This is a genomic window from Pseudomonas sp. Pso3 (assembly GCF_055393275.1).
This window is the reverse complement of record NZ_AP043687.1, coordinates 256,639-272,516: the sequence shown is the minus strand read 5'-3', so window position 1 is coordinate 272,516 and position 15,878 is coordinate 256,639. Positions and strand designations below refer to the sequence as shown.

Here is a 15,878-nt window from a genome sequence, read left to right as displayed (position 1 = left end):
AAGAAGGAATTTCATGACCACGATGCCTCGCTTTACTCCCGAAGTTAAAAATGAGTCGGATATCAACTTCTCCGCACTCTTCGGAATGTTGATCGATTACAAATGGCAACTGCTGTCGGTAATCGGCATTTTCGCTGCGCTCGGTATTGGCTACGCCATCCTGGCCACGCCGATGTATTCGTCCAACGCCATGATCCAGATCGAAATGGAGAAGAAGGGCGTTACCCGACTGACCGACCAGACCAGCGGCATGCCGCCGCCCATGCCTGAGGCGGTGACCGAGATCGAGCTGCTCAAGTCGCGCTCGGTGATCGGCAAGGCGATCGAGAACCTCAAGCTGGATATCGAGGTCAAGCCGCGCTATTTCCCGCTGATCGGCAACTTCGTCGCGCGCCGTTTCGAGCCGCAGAATGAAACCGACGTCGCCTCTCCCCTGCTCGGCCTGAACAGCTTCGCCTGGGGCGGCGAGAAACTGGTCATCGACCAGCTGGAAGTGCCGGACAGCAACCTCGACAAGCCGATGAAGCTGAAGGTCGAGGACAACCAGAACTTCACCGTCTTCAACGCCGACGACGAAGTGGTACTGCACGGTGGCCTCGGCCAGCCGGTGAGCAATGCCGGTTACCAGATCAAGGTGACTACGCTGCAGGCTCGCCCCGGCACCGAATTCACCATCATGAAGAAGCGTTTCTCCAAGACCATCCAGGAATACCAGGGCCGCATCGTCGCCGGTGAACGCGGCAAGATGTCGGGCATCATCGGTGTCGGTCTGCAAGACGCGGATCCGCTGAAGGCCCAGGCCATCGTCCAGGAAGTCGCGGACATCTACGTTCAGCAGAACATCGATCGCAACGCCGCCGAGTCCACCCAGAGCCTGGAATTCCTGCGCGCCCAGATCCCGGTCGTGAAATCCGATCTGGAAAAGGCCCAGTCCGCGCTGAACTACTACCAGACCAACAAGAAGTCGGTCGACATCGACAGCGAGACCAAGGGTGTCCTGGAACAGACCGTTGCCCTGGATAACCAGATCTCCGAGCTGAACCTCAAGCGCACCGAGATGGACCGCAAGTTCACTCGCCAGCACCCGGCCTACCAGGCGCTGATGAGCCAGCTGGGCCAACTCCAGGCCGAGCGCGCCAAGCTGCAGAAGCGCGTCGAAGTGCTGCCGGAAACCCAGCAGGAACTGCTGCGCCTGAACCGCGACATCGAAGTGACCGGTCAGACCTATGCGCTGATGCTGAACAAGGCCCAGGAGCTGGAAGTCATTCGCGCCGGTACCGTGGGTAGCGTCCGCATCATCGATAACGCCAACGCCAACGTTGACGATCCGTCCGCCCCCAACAAGCCGCTGATCATCGCCGTCGCCATCATCCTGGGCGGCATCGTCGGCCTGGCCATCGTCTACACCCGTCACACCCTGCGTCGCGGTGTCGAGACCCCGGAAGCCATCGAGCAGATCGGCCTGCCGGTCTACGCCTCGATCCCCTACAGCAAGAACCAGGCGGACACCACCAAGGTACTGGGCACCAAGCAGCCGGGCGAGTCCTCGCTGACCGCCCTCACCCATCCGACCGATCTGAGCACCGAGGCGCTGCGCAGTTTGCGTACCAGCCTGCACTTCGCCATGATCGAGGCCAAGAACAACATCCTGATGATCTCCGGTCCCAGCCCGGGCGTCGGCAAGTCCTTCGTGTCCTCGAACCTGGCCGCGGTGATCGCCGAGTCCGGTCAGCGCGTCCTGCTGATCGACGGCGACATGCGCAAGGGCTATCTGCACAAGCTGATGAACACCAAGCAGCAGGACGGTCTGTCCGATCTGCTGAGTGGCCGCATCGCCCTGAACGACGCCATCAAGAAGACCGAAGTCGGCAGCCTGGATTTCGTCTCCTGCGGCCAGTTCCCGCCGAATCCGTCGGAACTGCTGATGAGCCTGAGATTCACCACCGTGCTGAAGAAATTCAGCGAGCTGTACGACATCGTGATCATCGACACCCCGCCGATCCTGGCGGTGACCGAGGCCGGCATCATCGGCAGCCACGCCGGTACCAGCCTGATCGTCGCACGTTTCGGCGTGAACAGTGTCAAGGAGCTTGAGGCGACCAAGCGCCGCTTCGACCTCAACGGCATTCCGCTCAAGGGCGTGATCTTCAACGCCGTGGAGCGCAAGGCCAGTAACTACGGCTCTTACGGCAACTATCACTACTCTTACGAGCAGAACGCCAAGAGCTGATGCACGACCCGGTTGGACGGCCCGAGCGCCGTCCAGCCAATCCCTTCAGGGATCGCGGCAGTATTCGTACAGGCGCATCGAACAAGAAACTACCTCACACAGCGATTTCGAAGGGTTCGCTCCTGAACCCGGCCACGCTTGGCAGCCTTGGATCTCGACGCTGTACCGGATTGATGATTCTGAAGAATAGGAACACGCCAATGAACGTAGTCATGGTGCTCAACTACAAGGCCCCCAACGAAACCATCAGTTGTGTGGAGAGCATCCTCAAGCACTGCCCGTCCATCGATCACGCGGTGGTGGTGGACAATGATTCCCAGGACGGCTCCATCGACGTCCTGCAACGCTGGCAGGCCGACAACGGCCTGAGCCAGGTCACCGTGCTCGCCAGTCCGCGCAACGACGGCTATGCCGGTGGCAACAACTACGGCATGCGCTGGGCGCTGGACAACCTGGCGGTCAAGCATTTCTGGGTCGTCAACAACGACGCCTACGTCAAGGACGATGCCTTCGCCCCGCTGCTGGCCGAGCTGCAACGCGCGCCCAAGACCATCGTCGGCTCGGTGATCCTGAGCTCCCAGACCGGTCGCCTGGAATGCTATGGCGGCGGCATCCTCTACCCGCTGCTGGGCAAGTCCAAGCTGCTGGGCAAGGACATCGCGGTCAGCGACATCGCCAAGCTCGATCGTGAACCCGACTACATCATGGGTTGCAGCATGGCCTTCTGCGCCAGCCTGCTGACCGAGATCGGGTTCATGGACGAAGCCTACTTCATGTACTCCGAAGAAGTGGACTGGCAGTACCAGGCCAAGCGCAAGGGCGTCGCCCTCAAGGTGCTGCGGGAGAGCCAGCTCTATCATTACGGCTCGATGAGCTCGGGCGGACGCAGTGCCTTCTATCACTACTTCCGTAATCGCGCCGCGACCCGCTTCAATCGCAAATTCCATGGCACGCCCTACGCACTGGTCTCCGCCGTGCTGCTGTCCGGCATCACCGTGCTCAAGGAATTCAAGAATCCGAAACTGGCCTGGTCCGGCGTGAAGGGCGCCTTCAAGGGAGCGACGATGCATGTCTAACCTACGCACCCAAGCCTTTGGTATCGACTTCTTCACCGGTACCAAGGACGAGCTGATGAGCTCGATCAGCCAGGACATCCACCGGCCCTACAGCTACATCGTCACGCCAAACATCGACCATGTCGTGCAGCTGCAGAGCAACCCCGACATGCGCGAGTCCTACCAGCGCGCCGGCAAGCGCATCTGCGACAGCCGGATCCTGATGCCCATCCTCAAGTCGCTGGGGGTGGCCGTACCCGAGGTCATCACCGGCAGCGATCTGACGCTGAGCATCCTGCGCAAGGCCAACGACGAACGCCTGTCGGTGGTGTTGATTGGTTCGAGCGAGAATGACGTGGGCAAGCTGCGGCGGATGTATCCGCACATGCAGCTGGCGCACTACAACCCGCCGATGGGCTTCATCAACGATCCGCTGGAAACGCAGAAATGCGTCGACTTCGTGATGCAGAATCCGTCGGAGTTCATCCTCTATGCCGTCGGGGCGCCGCGTCAGGAAAAGCTCGCGCGGCAGATCGACAGCAGCAAGCGCACCGGCGTCGGCCTGTGCATCGGCGCGTCCATCCTGTTTGCCGTCGGCACCGTCAAGCGGGCGCCGCGCTGGATGCAGAAGGCCAAGCTGGAGTGGCTGCACCGGATGTGTTCGGAGCCCAAGCGGCTGGCCAAGCGTTACGTGCACGATGCGGTGAGCATCCTGCCCATCTATCTCAAGGAACGCAGCAGTCGACGCACCTGAGGGGCTGCCCCGCAGCGTTCTCAGCCGCAAGGAAGATGACCACCGGACAAGCAGTCCGGTGGTCCCGTCTGGATGGGTAGGTCTATGAGCATTCTCCGTAAAAGTACCGTTTCCTTCGTTCTCCTGGTTCCGTTGCTGATCCTGCACCTGGACGTGTTCGGCGAAAGCCCGCACAACCCGGTCGGCATCCTCTATCTGAACGAGTTGTACCTGGCCATCTGCATGGCCTTCACCTTTTTCTACCTGCTGACCAGCATTGGTACCCAGCAGCGCGAATTCAAGATCCTGATGACCTACGCCGTCTATTCGTCGGTGGTCTTCATCGGTCTGCCAGCGATCTTTTCCTTCCTGTTCTACGGCCAGCCGCTGGTCTACGGCCTGATCGAGGAGCGGCGGATCCTGTTCAGCTTCGGCTTCGCCACCCTGATGTTCCTGGGGCGCAACATGAGCGCCTCGCAATTCGAGAAGGCCCTGCTGATCACCGCGCTGCTGGCCGCCGTCATGGCCTGGATGTTCAAGTTCGGCGTGCTGCCGGACCTGCGGGACAAGCAGTCCTCCTTCGACCGCCCGGACCGTTCCTCCATCGGTGCGCCGGCGCTGTGCCTGGCCTACTTCTACTGCATCCAGACCTGGAACAAGGGCATCTCGCCGATCGATGGCTCGGCGCGCAGCAAGACCGTGCACATCGTGCTGGCCATGGTGTTCCTGCTGACCCTGGTGTTCGGCACCCAGACCCGGCAGCTGATCGTGCTGGCGCTGGTGTTCACCGTGTTCTGCCTGAAGAGCAAGTCGATCGTCTGGATCTGCGTCTCCGCGCTGCTGCTATCGCCCTTCTTCATCTTCCCGGACCTGATGAAGGTGCTGGGGTTGAACCTGGACTTCTATGCCCAGTCGGTGCAGGACGGCCCCACCGACGGGGTGCGCGAGCAGACCATCGGCTACATCTTCTCCCACCTCAGTCAGAACCACTGGTTGCCGAGCGGCTCGCTGTCGCTGATGTGGAACAACGGCTTCATCCCCTACTTCGGTGAGTACTTCTTCCTTTCCGACGTCGGCGTGTTCGGCACCCTGTTCCGCTTCGGCTTCCTGGCCTTCATCATCATCCCGGTGTCGCTGTTCCTCTACTATCGCTGGGCGAAGATGCTGCACCCCGATACCGGTTTCGTGGTGACCGCCACCCTGGCGCAGCTGGTGATCTGGCCGCTGGCCGGTTTCTTCGAGTACCTCCAGGCCACCATCTGCTACCTGCTGGTGATCCAGGCGCTGCGTGCGCTGCACCATTACAGCTCCGCATCCGTCCAGGAGACCTACGTCAGCAGTCCCTACCCGCGTCCGAGCAGCCAGCTGGCTCGCCCGGTCTGATCCCGCGTGCCGCCCGACGTCGGTCGGGCGGCCTCAAGGAGTTTTCACCCCCACGATGTCGATGATCAAAAACAGCACCTGGAACATCCTGGGTGTCGTCATTCCCAGTGCCATCGCGCTGCCCACCATGGGCGTGCTGTCGCGCCTGCTCGGGGTCGAGCAGTTCGGCCTGTTCACCCTGGCCTTCGCCATCGTTGGCTATGCCACCCTGTTCGATGCCGGCCTGTCGCGGGCGGTCATCCGCGCCGTGGCCATGCACCATGGCGACAAGGGACTCAACCGGCTGGTCATGGGCACGGCCACCGGCGCCGTCATCGGCCTGAGCCTGCTGGCGACGCTGCTGCTGTGGTTCGGCGCGGGCAAGGTGGTGAGTCTGCTGCACGTCTCGCCCGAACATTTCGACAATGCCGTGGCCGGCTTTCGCTGGCTGAGCCTGTGCGTGCCGCCCTTCCTGCTGGCGACGGTCTGGTTCGCCTACCTGGAAGGCAACGAGCGCTTCGGTGAATTCAACATCCTGCGGACCTTCTCCAACAGCCTGCTGGCGATCGCGCCGCTGATCGCGGTGCTGATCGAACCGAGCTTTTCCGCCACGGTGATCGGTCTGGTGCTGGCGCGGGTGGTGTCCATGGCGCTGGCCTACTGGCCGCTGCACAAGGACTTCCCGGAAGGCATCCGCACCTTCAAGGTCGAGGTGTTCAAGGAACTGCTGAAATTCGGCAGCTGGATGACGGTGAGCAACATCATCAGTCCGCTGATGGTCTACTTCGACCGCTTCGTGCTGTCGCACATGGTCGGCGCCAGCCGCGTGTCCTTCTATACCGCTCCGGCCGAAGCGGTCTCGCGGATGCTGATCATCCCCAATGCCGTGGCCCGGGTGGTGTTCCCGCTGCTGAGCAAGAGCGGCGACGACGCCGCGCGCCAAGCCAACAAGGCCTTCTGGGGCCTGCTGCTGATCAGCCTGGCGATGGTGCTGCCGATCCTCATCCTGGCGCCCTGGATCATGACCGTGTGGATGGGTCCGGAGTACGGCGGCGATGCCGCGCAGATCCTGCGCATCCTGGCGGTGGGTTTCATCTTCAACGCCCTGGCGCAGATTCCCTTCGCCAAGATCCAGGCCCGCGGCCATTCGCGGACCACGGCGATGATCCATCTCGCCGAGCTGCTGCCCTACCTGGGTCTGCTGGTGGTGTGCATCCAACACTTCTCCATCATGGGCGCCGCCATCGCATGGACCATCCGGGTGACCGTGGACTACCTGGCGCTGGAATACTTCGCCCGGCGCACGCCGCCGCTGCAACCCACGCCGGTCTACCAGCAGAGCTCCTGAGGGAGCCCTGTCCAGACGAACTTACGCAACACACGAGAGGTGCTGTCCGTGTCACGAGTGAAACGTCGTATTGGTGGTGGCCTGCTGGCCACCGTATTACTTTCCGCGGCGCTTTATGGCCAGGCTCAGCCACAGCCGGCGACAGCCAAGGTGGATCTCATCGGCATCAACCTGTCGGCCGCCGGCTTCGCCGGCCAGGTGCTGCCCGGCGTGGAAGGCACCAACTACTTCTATCCCACCGAGGATTACTTCCGCCGCTACGCGGCCAAGGGCATCCGCTTCATCCGTTTCCCCTTTCTCTGGGAGCGGGTGCAGCCCCAGCTGGGCGGTGAACTGGATCAGGCCCAGGTCGCCCTGCTGCAGCGCACCCTGGACTTCGCCGACAAGTACGGCATCCGGGTGATCCTCGACCTGCACAACTACGCACGCTATCGCGGCCAGCTGATCGGCTCGCCCCAGGTGTCCTATGCCAGCTACGCCGATGTCTGGAAGCGCCTGGCGCTGACCTTCCAGAAGCATCCGGCGCTGTACGGCTACGATGTCATGAACGAACCCCATGACACCCAGGGCCTCTGGCCGCGGGCGGCGCAGACGGCCGTGGACAGCATCCGCACGGTGGACATGAAGACGCCGATCTTCATCGCCGGCGACAGCTGGTCCAGTGCCCAGCGCTGGCCGCAGGTGAATGGCGATCTGCTGATCAAGGATCCGGCGGACAACCTGATCTACGAGGCGCACATCTACTTCGACGAAGATTCCAGCGGCAACTACGCCTCGGGCATGAAGGGCGTCCATCCCATGATCGGCGTGGAAAGAACCCGCCCCTTCATCGAGTGGCTGAAAAAGCACAATTTGCGCGGCTTCATTGGCGAATATGGGATACCTGCACACCCGCAATGGCTGGAAGCCATGGACAATCTGCTCAGCTATCTGGGCGAGCAGTGCGTACCCAGCGCCTATTGGGCGGCGGGTCCGGGCTGGGGCGACTATCCTCTGGCCATCGAACCGAAGAATGGCGCGGAGAAGCCCCAGACGGCCCTGCTGGAAAAACACCTGAACAAACATGACTGCGAAGTCATAGGACCTCGTTAGCAGAGATATGACAGATTTCGAACGGCGTCACCTTTTTCCGCTCCGGTGGCGCTGAACTCGATGGCCAAGGGCCAGTCCTAGACCAGCAGACTCAGGTGCTCGTACAACTAAAAGCTGAGACCCGAGTTCTCTCGCCGCTGGATAGGCTGGCCGCATGGAATCCAGTCCCCTGTCGAGGACCGTTATGTCTCGCGAAGGAACACCATGAATAACCGGCTCGTTGCTTCTACCTTCCGATTTATTCCTCTTGCTCACACTCAATCAGCAATCAAGGACGAATGACATGAAAACCAAATTTACCGCTCTGGCCTTGCTGTCTGGCATCGTCCTGCAGGGTTGTGCCTACTCCCCGGGTCAGTACCTGGATCAGGACGACCTGAAAAGCGATCCGAGCATCCAGGGCACCAAGGTCCAGCTGATCCCGATCACCAGCTCGCTGCTGATGAGCCAGGATTCCGCGGCCCTGTCCAAGGCTCCCGACCTCAAGCCCCTGCTGGACTACAAGCCGCAGGCTTACCGCGTCGGTGCGAGCGACCTGCTCTACATCACCGTCTGGGATCACCCCGAACTGACCGCTCCGTCCGGCGCCCAGCAGCAGCTGGAAGCCAACGGTCGCCTGGTGCGTCCGGATGGCACCCTGTTCTACCCCTACGTCGGCACCGTGCGCGCCGCCGGCAAGACCCTGGAAGAGATCCGTACCGATATCTCCCGTCGTCTGGCCACCTTCATCGACAATCCCCAGGTCGACGTCAGCGTGCTGAAGTTCGGCAGCCAGAAGGTCACCATCTCCGGCGCCGTGAACAAGGGCGATGCCATTCCCCTGACCACCAAGCCCATCACCCTGGTGGAAGCCCTGGGTCAGGCCGGCGTGGCCAACAGCGGTGGCGCTGATCTGACCGGCGTGACCCTGGTGCGTGACGGCAAGGAATACCGCCTGGACACCGACAGCCTGAACCGCAAGGATTCCAAGCTGTACGGCATCTACCTGAAGGACGGCGACAGCCTGCACCTGCCCTACAACGATGCCCGCAAGGTCTATGTGGTCGGTGAAGTCCGCGCTCCGGCAGCGGTCAGCTACAAGATCACCAACCTGAACCTGATGGAAGCCCTGAGCCAGGCCGGCGGCATCCAGCAGGAAACCGCCAACGCCGATGCCGTCTACGTCATCCGTGGCCCGGAAGACCTGAAGGCCCCGGGTGCCACCGCCCAGGTCTTCCACCTGGCGGCCAAGAATCCCACCGCCTATGTGCTGGCGCAGAACTTCCATCTGCAGCCGCAGGACGTGGTCTTCGTCGGCCCGGCCGGTATCACCCGCTGGAACCGCTTCGTCAGCCAGCTGCTGGGCTCGACCAACATCCTCTCCACCAGCGCCAACCTGAACAGCAGCTTCAAGTAACAGCGCTCGCTTGCCGTCATGCCGGTTACCGCCGCGCATGACGGCAATTCCTCTGATGTTCCGCGACACCCCTCCTGCCTTCCCGCGCTACACCTCCTCGCCCACACGTCTGAAACCCGCTGCCTAGACAGGCTTTCCAGCAGACGATTAATTATTTCGATACCTATTAACCCGGTAATTGCTGCCGCTCGGCTTGGCGCAGGCAGTTTTTCGTCACGCTTTTGCGTAATGTAGCTAACCTGATACCGAAGTTGGGCACGTTTAAGGACTGGGTGTGGCGTCAGGCAAGGCAATTAGAGCAGGGTCCCGCTTCGGTTGGTGGCGCCGGCTGACGGTATGGCTGCTGGGCTCCCTGTCCCTCATGGGGACGGCCCTGGCCGCGCCCGCCAGCGTGGCCTTCTGGTATGCGGAAAAGCCGCCGGTGGCCGAACTCGCCCAGTTCGACTGGGTGGTGCTCGAACCCGGCCATGCCAATGCCGCCGATGTCCGCGCGCTGCACGACGGCGGTGCCCAGCCCTTCGCCTACCTGTCCATCGGCGAATTCGCCGGCGATGCGGCGGCGCTGGAGAAGGCCGGTCTCAGCGCGGGTGCAAGCCCGGTGGCCAACAAGGCCTGGGGCAGCCAGGTGATGAACCTGGCAGCGCCGGTATGGCGAACCCACCTGCTCGAACGCGCCGCCCAGCTGGCCAAAGCCGGTTACACGGGGCTGTTCCTCGACACCCTCGACAGTTTCCAGCTGGTGGCCGAAGACCAGCGGGAAACCCAGCGCCTGGCGCTGAAGAGCCTGCTGGCCGAGCTGCACCGCCGCCAGCCAGCGCTCAAGCTGTTCTTCAACCGTGGCTTCGAGGTGCAACCGGAATTGCCCGGGGTGGCTGCCGCCATGGCGGTGGAATCCCTCTACGCCGGCTGGGATGCCGGCAAGAAGACCTATCGTCCCGTCAGCGAGCAAGACCGCGAGTGGCTGAAGCCGCGGATCGAGGCGGCGCGCAGTGCCGGTATCCCGGTCATCGCCATCGAGTACCTGCCGCCGGAGCAGCGTGAGGAAGCCCGGCGCCTGGCCAGGCGGCTGCGCGACGAAGGCTATGTGCCCTATATCACCACGCCCGATCTCAATACCCTGGGCATCAGCTCGGTGGCCCTGCAGCCACGGCGGCTGGCGCTGCTCTACGACGGCCGCGAAGGCGCCCTGCGCCAGTCGGCGGTGCACCGTTTCCTGGGCAGTGCCCTGGAGTATCAGGGCTATCGCCTGGACTATTTCGATGCCTCCAAGCCGCTGCCCGCGGCCTGGCCCAGTGCTCTCTACGCCGGGGTCGTGGTGTGGATGACCAGCGGTCCGCCCCCTCATTCCCGGGAATTCAGCGACTGGATCGGCCAGCGCCTGGACGAAAAGACGCCGCTGCTGATTCTCGGTGGCCTGCCGCTGGACAACGAGGCCCTGCTCAAGCGCCTGGGTCTGGGCGTCAGTCGCAAGCCGCTGCCCGACGGCCTGACCCTCAAGGTGCTGGACCCTGCCCTGGCCGGCAACTTCGAAGCACCGGTCAAGTTGCGCACGCGTGACCTGCCCGCCGTGCAGACGCTGCCCGGTGGGCCGACCCCGGTGGTCAGCCTGAGCGGTCCGGGCGGCACCTTCGTGCCCATGGGCGTGGCCTCCTGGGGCGGCTTCGCCTTCGGCCCCTATGTCATGGAAGACGGTCCCGAAGCCAGTCGCTGGATCATCGATCCCTTCGCCTTCACCGCGAAGACCCTGCAACTGCCACCCCTGCCGGTACCCGATCCGACCACGGAGAACGGTCGACGCATCGCCACCGTGCACATCGACGGCGACGCCTTCGCCTCCAAGGCGGAGATTCCCGGTGCGCCCTTTTCCGGCCAGGTGGTGCTGGAGCAGTTCATCCAGCCGCATCCCTTTCTGACCTCGGCGTCGATCATCGAAGGCGAGGTCGGCCCCAAGGGCCGCTATCCGGAGCTGACCGCGCAACTGGAGCCCATCGCCCGTCGCCTGTTCGCCGATCCCAAGGTGGAGGTGGCCACCCACACCTTCAGCCACCCGTTCTTCTGGCAACCGGCGGTGGCCGAGCAGAGCGAGAACTTCGAAGCCCAGTACGGCTACATGATGCAGATTCCCGGCTACGACAAGGTGGATTTCACCCGGGAGATCGTGGGTTCGACCCGCTATATCAACGAGCGCCTGACCACCCCGCAGAAGCCGGTGAAGATGGTGTTCTGGTCCGGGGACGCCCAGCCGGATGCCGCCACCCTCAAGCTCGCCTACGACAATGGCCTGCTCAACGTGAACGGCGGCAACTCGCACATCATCCGGTCGCAGCCTTCGGTGAGCGGACTCTATCCCTTCATCCGCCCCACCCCGGGCGGCCTGCAGTTCTATGCGCCCATCATCAACGAGAACGTTTACACCAATCTCTGGCGCGGTCCCTACTACGGCTTTCGCGATCTGCTCTATACCTTCGAACGGACCGAGCACCCCTTGCGTCTGCGCGGCCTGCATCTCTATTACCACTTCTACTCGGCCACCAAGCAGGCGTCGCTCAAGGTCATGGAAGAGATCTACCAGGGCATGGCCGCCGAACATCCCATTTCGCTGTGGATGAGCGACTACCTGAGTCGCCTGCGCGGCTTCTATACCGCCAGTCTCGCCCGGGAAGACGACGGCAGCTGGTCGATCAAGGCCCTCGACGGTCTGCGTACCCTGCGCCTGGATCCGCGCCTGGGTTGGCCGGATCTGCAGCGCTCCAGGGGCATCGCTGGGGTCCGCGACCTGCCGCAGGGGCGTTATGTCCACCTGGCCGGCGCTCAGGCGCGGCTGGTCCTGCGTGACAGCCGCGACCCCACCCCCGCCCTCGAAGAGGCCAACATTCCGCTGCAGCAGTGGGACTACCTGTCGCCGACGCGCATCCGCTTCGCCTTCGCCGGACAATTCCCGCTGGAGCTGACCCTGCGCGCGTCCTCGGCCTGCGAGGTGCGGGTCGGTCGCGAGCGCTACAAGAGCCAGCCGGCTGCGGCCGGACTCCAGACGTTCAAACTTCCGCTAACACGAGTGAGTGACGGTGAGATCGTCTGCGGCTAAGAAAACCCGGCTCCTGAGTGGTTGGACGCTGCTGGGGGTCGCGCTCCTCACCGCACTGGTGCTGGTGCTGACCTTTCATGGCAAGCAGGTCTTCCTGCCCGGCGAGGAGCCGGCCGACCAGGTGTCCATCAGCTACGCCCAGGTGCTGCTCAAGGCGACCCCGGACGACACCGGGCTGCGCATGAAGCTGATCGACCAGCTGATCGCCCTCGGGCGCATCGACGAGGCGCGGCGGCAATTGCAGCTGCTGCCGAAACCGCTGGCGTCGACGCCCTTCTATGCCCTGGAGCTGGACATCCTGCAGGCTGAAGCCCAGCCGCAAGGCCTGGCCGATGCCGAGCGCGAGCGCCTGGCCCAACAGCTGAGCGCCCTGGACGTGGCGACCCTGAGCACGCCCCAGCTGCAACGGGTCGCCGAGCGCGCCCTGCAACTGGGCGATCCGGCCACGGCGGCGCAGCGTTATGTCGAACTGGCGCGCCGCGATCCGCCCCGGCGCCAGCAATGGCTGGAACAGGCAGCGCGCTGGAGTCTGGCCGGCGGGCGGCAGCAGGAGGCCGCCCGCCTCTATCTGCGCCTGGCCGATCTCGCCGATTCGGTCGAGCAACGCCAGGGCTACCGGCACCAGGCCTTCGATGCCTGGCTTGCCGCCGGCCAGGGCGCCGAGGCCGCCGCCCTGCTGGAACAGGAACTGCCGCGGCTGCAGGCCGATGCCAGTGGTCTGGCCTGGCTGCAGGCCGGGGTGGCCGCCGCCCAGGGCAGCGGGCGCCTGGACCTGGCCCAGCGCCTGATCGATCGCTGGCGCGAGTGGCAGCCGGACGACCCGGCCGCCCTGGAGGCCGCGTACCGGCTGGCCCTGGGCCGAGGCGACACCGAACGTGCCTGGGAAGAGGGTCATCAGCTGCTGGCGCTGCGTCCGGACGATGAAAAACTGCTCGCGGAACTGGCCCAGCTGGGCGAGTGGACCGGGCATATGGACGAAGCCCTCGACCTCTGGTTGCGCCTGCTGGCGCGCCAGGACGATCCGGAACGGCGCGATCATGCCTGGAAGCTGGCCGCGCGGGCGTTTCGCTTCGATGCCGTGGTCGAGTTGCTGGCCGAGGCGTCGCGGCAACGGCAGCTGGACAAGACCGAACTGGATGCGCTGATCTTCGCCTACGAATCCCTGGGCGATCCCGCCGCCGAGGAGCGCTGGCTGCGGGACTACATCCGGCGTCAGCCGAAGCAGCGCCTGGCCTGGGAGCGGCTGCAGCAGCTGCTGGCCCGTACCGAGCAGGGCGACGCCGAAGCCGCAGGCTGGGCCGCGTTCGGCAAGAGATTCCCGCTGACCAACGCGGAGTATCTGACTTGGGCCGGCACCCTGTGGGAGCTGTTCAAGCCCGAAGAAGCCTGGAAGGTGCTCGAGGGCATGCCGGCCAAGCAGCGGCAGGGCGTCGACTACTGGCGGCTGCGGGCGGAGCTGGCCTGGGAGCTGGAGCGCGACGGCGAAGCCCAGCTGGCCTTCGAACGCCTGGCCACGATCGACAAGGGCCTGACCGCCAACGACGAGGATCGACTGCTGGCGATCTATCTGCGCACGGCGCCGCGCAAGGCCCTGGCCTTGCTGGAAAAGAGCTGGGAAAAGAGCAAGAACCAGAAGCGCCTGACCGACGCCCTGCAATGGGCCGAGCAACTCAAGGACACCGCGGCGCTGGAGCGGCTGCTGGCCAGTGCCGCGCGCGAGCCGGCTTCGGCCGACAATCCCGCGGTCTGGCTGGCGCGCTCGGGGCTGGACTTCCAGCGCGGGCGCATCGCCCAGGCCGAAGAGGGCTATCGCCAGGCCCTGCAGCGCTTTCCGGATGACGACCGCTTCCGCGAACGGCTGCTGTGGCTGCTCATCGATCAGAATCGCCAGACCGAACTGGCCACCCTGCTGCGCGACTGGAAGGGCCGGGCCCGGGACAGCGACGTGCTCTGGCTACCCTTCGGCAGCGGCCTGGTGCTGCTGGGCCAGGCGGAAGAGGCGCTTGGCTGGTATCGCCGCTACCTGGACGCCCATCCCCAGGACTGGCTGGTGCAGGCCGCCTACGCCGACGCCCTGGACGCCGCCGGTCACCAGGACGCGGCGCTGCGGCTGCGCAAGGCCGTCACGCCGCACCTGGCCAACGACGAGGTGCCGGCCACCCCCGAGCGCTATGCCACCTACCTGCGTCTGCTCTCCAGCCTGCGCGGTCCCCAGGCGGCGCTGGCCCAGGCGCGTGCCTGGCAGGATGGCTCGCCGAGCATGCTGCAACTCTGGTTCGATCAGTGGCTCGACGCACTCAGCCAGAACAACGACGACGGCCTCAAGGGCGAATGGCTGGCCTGGGCCAAGAGCCGTGGTCTGAAGGTGCGCCAGTACGAGCAGTTGCAGGAAGTCCTGCGCCGGCAGAATCGCGGCGAGCTGGAAAAGCTGCTGGCGGCCGGCGATCTGGATCCGGCGCAGCGCGTCGAGGTGCTGCAGCGCCTCGGCCATGCCGGCGACGCCCAGGCCGCGGCCCTGACGGCCGCCGGCGACGAGCCGCCGGAGGTCATCCAGCGACAGTTGCTGCGCCAGGCCACCGAGCAGGCCGAGCGCACCCCCAACGGCGTCCAGGCCGGCTGGGAACGCCGCGACTATGGCGGTCTGATCGAACAGGGCACCGAGGTGCGCGCCGCCCGGCGACTCAGCGATGACATCTATGCCGATGTCCAGCTCAAGCAGAATCGCGTGGAGAGCAGCGGCCTCAAGTCCGATGCCCTGGGCAACGAACACCAGATGCTGCTCAAGGTGCTGAAGAACCTGGCCGATGGCGGTCTGGAAACCACCGTCGACGCCAGCCAGCGTTCGGACAGCAATCGCCTGGGCCTGGGCGTCGCCCGCACCTGGCGTATCGATGGCAACACCGAGATCGAGGCGGCCCTGGACTGGCACCGGCAACCCGACGAGAGCGGCTATCTGCGCGCCCTCGGCCGGCGGGACAGCGTCAGCCTGGCCGGGCGCCACAACCTCACGCCACGCGACCAGCTGAGCTGGCGAGCGGCGCACAATCGCTATTCCAGTCGGGACGGCGATGCCCTGGGCAGCGGCTTCGCCTTCAACCTGGAGCTGAGCCACATGATCTTCTTCGAAGGTCCCACCTGGCAGGTGCGCAGTGGCATCACCTATCAGCAGAACAGTGCGCGCAGCACCCTGCCCGCCAGCGTCACCCGCTACCTGCAGCCGCTGGCCGGCAGTGGCGAGAACGGCGAGGTCACCGTGGCCGACCTGGAAGCCCTGGGCGGCACCCAGCTGTTGCAGGATCGCTATGGCCAGCTCTATGTCGGCAGCAGCTGGCGACGCGGCATTCCCGGTTCGCTCAACCGCACCCATCCCCAATACAGCTGGCTGGTGGACACCCTGGTCGGCTGGCAGTGGACCGAGCGCGAATTCAACTACGGTTTGAATGTCGGCCTGGGCATGGTAGTGCTCGGCGACGACGAACTGGCGTTCACCGCCGGCTACCAGTCCGCGCCCCAGGGCAGCGGCGGTCAGGCCGGCAGCACCCTGGGCATTCAATACAGCAATCGAATCGGTCGCTAG

Annotated in this window: 9 protein-coding genes; all 9 read left to right on the top strand. The window is 64.4% G+C overall.

Features of this window, described 5'->3' with window-relative positions; all coding sequences use genetic code 11:
• Nucleotides 1-13: 13 nt before the first annotated feature.
• The 9 genes from ACZ5R1_RS01280 (at nt 14) to ACZ5R1_RS01240 (ending at nt 15,878) form a co-directional block, all read left to right on the top strand.
• Complete coding sequence (locus ACZ5R1_RS01280) at nt 14-2,230, top strand: polysaccharide biosynthesis tyrosine autokinase (RefSeq protein ID WP_027598149.1); 2,217 nt, start codon at nt 14-16, stop codon at nt 2,228-2,230.
• Nucleotides 2,231-2,430: 200 nt separating this feature from the next.
• Nucleotides 2,431-3,306, top strand: coding sequence for a glycosyltransferase family 2 protein (locus ACZ5R1_RS01275; RefSeq protein ID WP_027598148.1), 876 nt, complete (start codon nt 2,431-2,433; stop codon nt 3,304-3,306).
• Nucleotides 3,299-4,039 (top strand): WecB/TagA/CpsF family glycosyltransferase, encoded by a 741-nt coding sequence (locus ACZ5R1_RS01270; RefSeq protein WP_027598147.1) that lies wholly within the window; start codon nt 3,299-3,301, stop codon nt 4,037-4,039. The genes ACZ5R1_RS01275 and ACZ5R1_RS01270 overlap by 8 nt, the downstream gene beginning before the upstream one ends.
• An 84-nt stretch (nt 4,040-4,123) precedes the next feature.
• Nucleotides 4,124-5,401, top strand: coding sequence for a hypothetical protein (locus ACZ5R1_RS01265; protein WP_027598146.1), 1,278 nt, complete (start codon nt 4,124-4,126; stop codon nt 5,399-5,401).
• A gap of 55 nt (nt 5,402-5,456) precedes the next feature.
• Nucleotides 5,457-6,728, top strand: coding sequence for a flippase (locus ACZ5R1_RS01260; protein ID WP_042135263.1), 1,272 nt, complete (start codon nt 5,457-5,459; stop codon nt 6,726-6,728).
• 57 nt (nt 6,729-6,785) lie between these two features.
• On the top strand, nt 6,786-7,820 hold the full coding sequence (locus ACZ5R1_RS01255; protein ID WP_027598145.1) for a glycoside hydrolase family 5 protein: 1,035 nt from the start codon (nt 6,786-6,788) through the stop codon (nt 7,818-7,820).
• Nucleotides 7,821-8,103: 283 nt separating this feature from the next.
• Complete coding sequence (locus tag ACZ5R1_RS01250; protein WP_027598144.1) at nt 8,104-9,216, top strand: polysaccharide biosynthesis/export family protein; 1,113 nt, start codon at nt 8,104-8,106, stop codon at nt 9,214-9,216.
• Between the two features lie 361 nt (nt 9,217-9,577).
• The gene (locus ACZ5R1_RS01245; RefSeq protein WP_464712768.1) at nt 9,578-12,301 is read left to right on the top strand and encodes an endo alpha-1,4 polygalactosaminidase; all 2,724 of its coding nucleotides are present in this window, start codon (nt 9,578-9,580) and stop codon (nt 12,299-12,301) included.
• The gene (locus ACZ5R1_RS01240; RefSeq protein WP_464712767.1) at nt 12,282-15,878 is read left to right on the top strand and encodes a tetratricopeptide repeat protein; all 3,597 of its coding nucleotides are present in this window, start codon (nt 12,282-12,284) and stop codon (nt 15,876-15,878) included. The genes ACZ5R1_RS01245 and ACZ5R1_RS01240 overlap by 20 nt, the downstream gene beginning before the upstream one ends.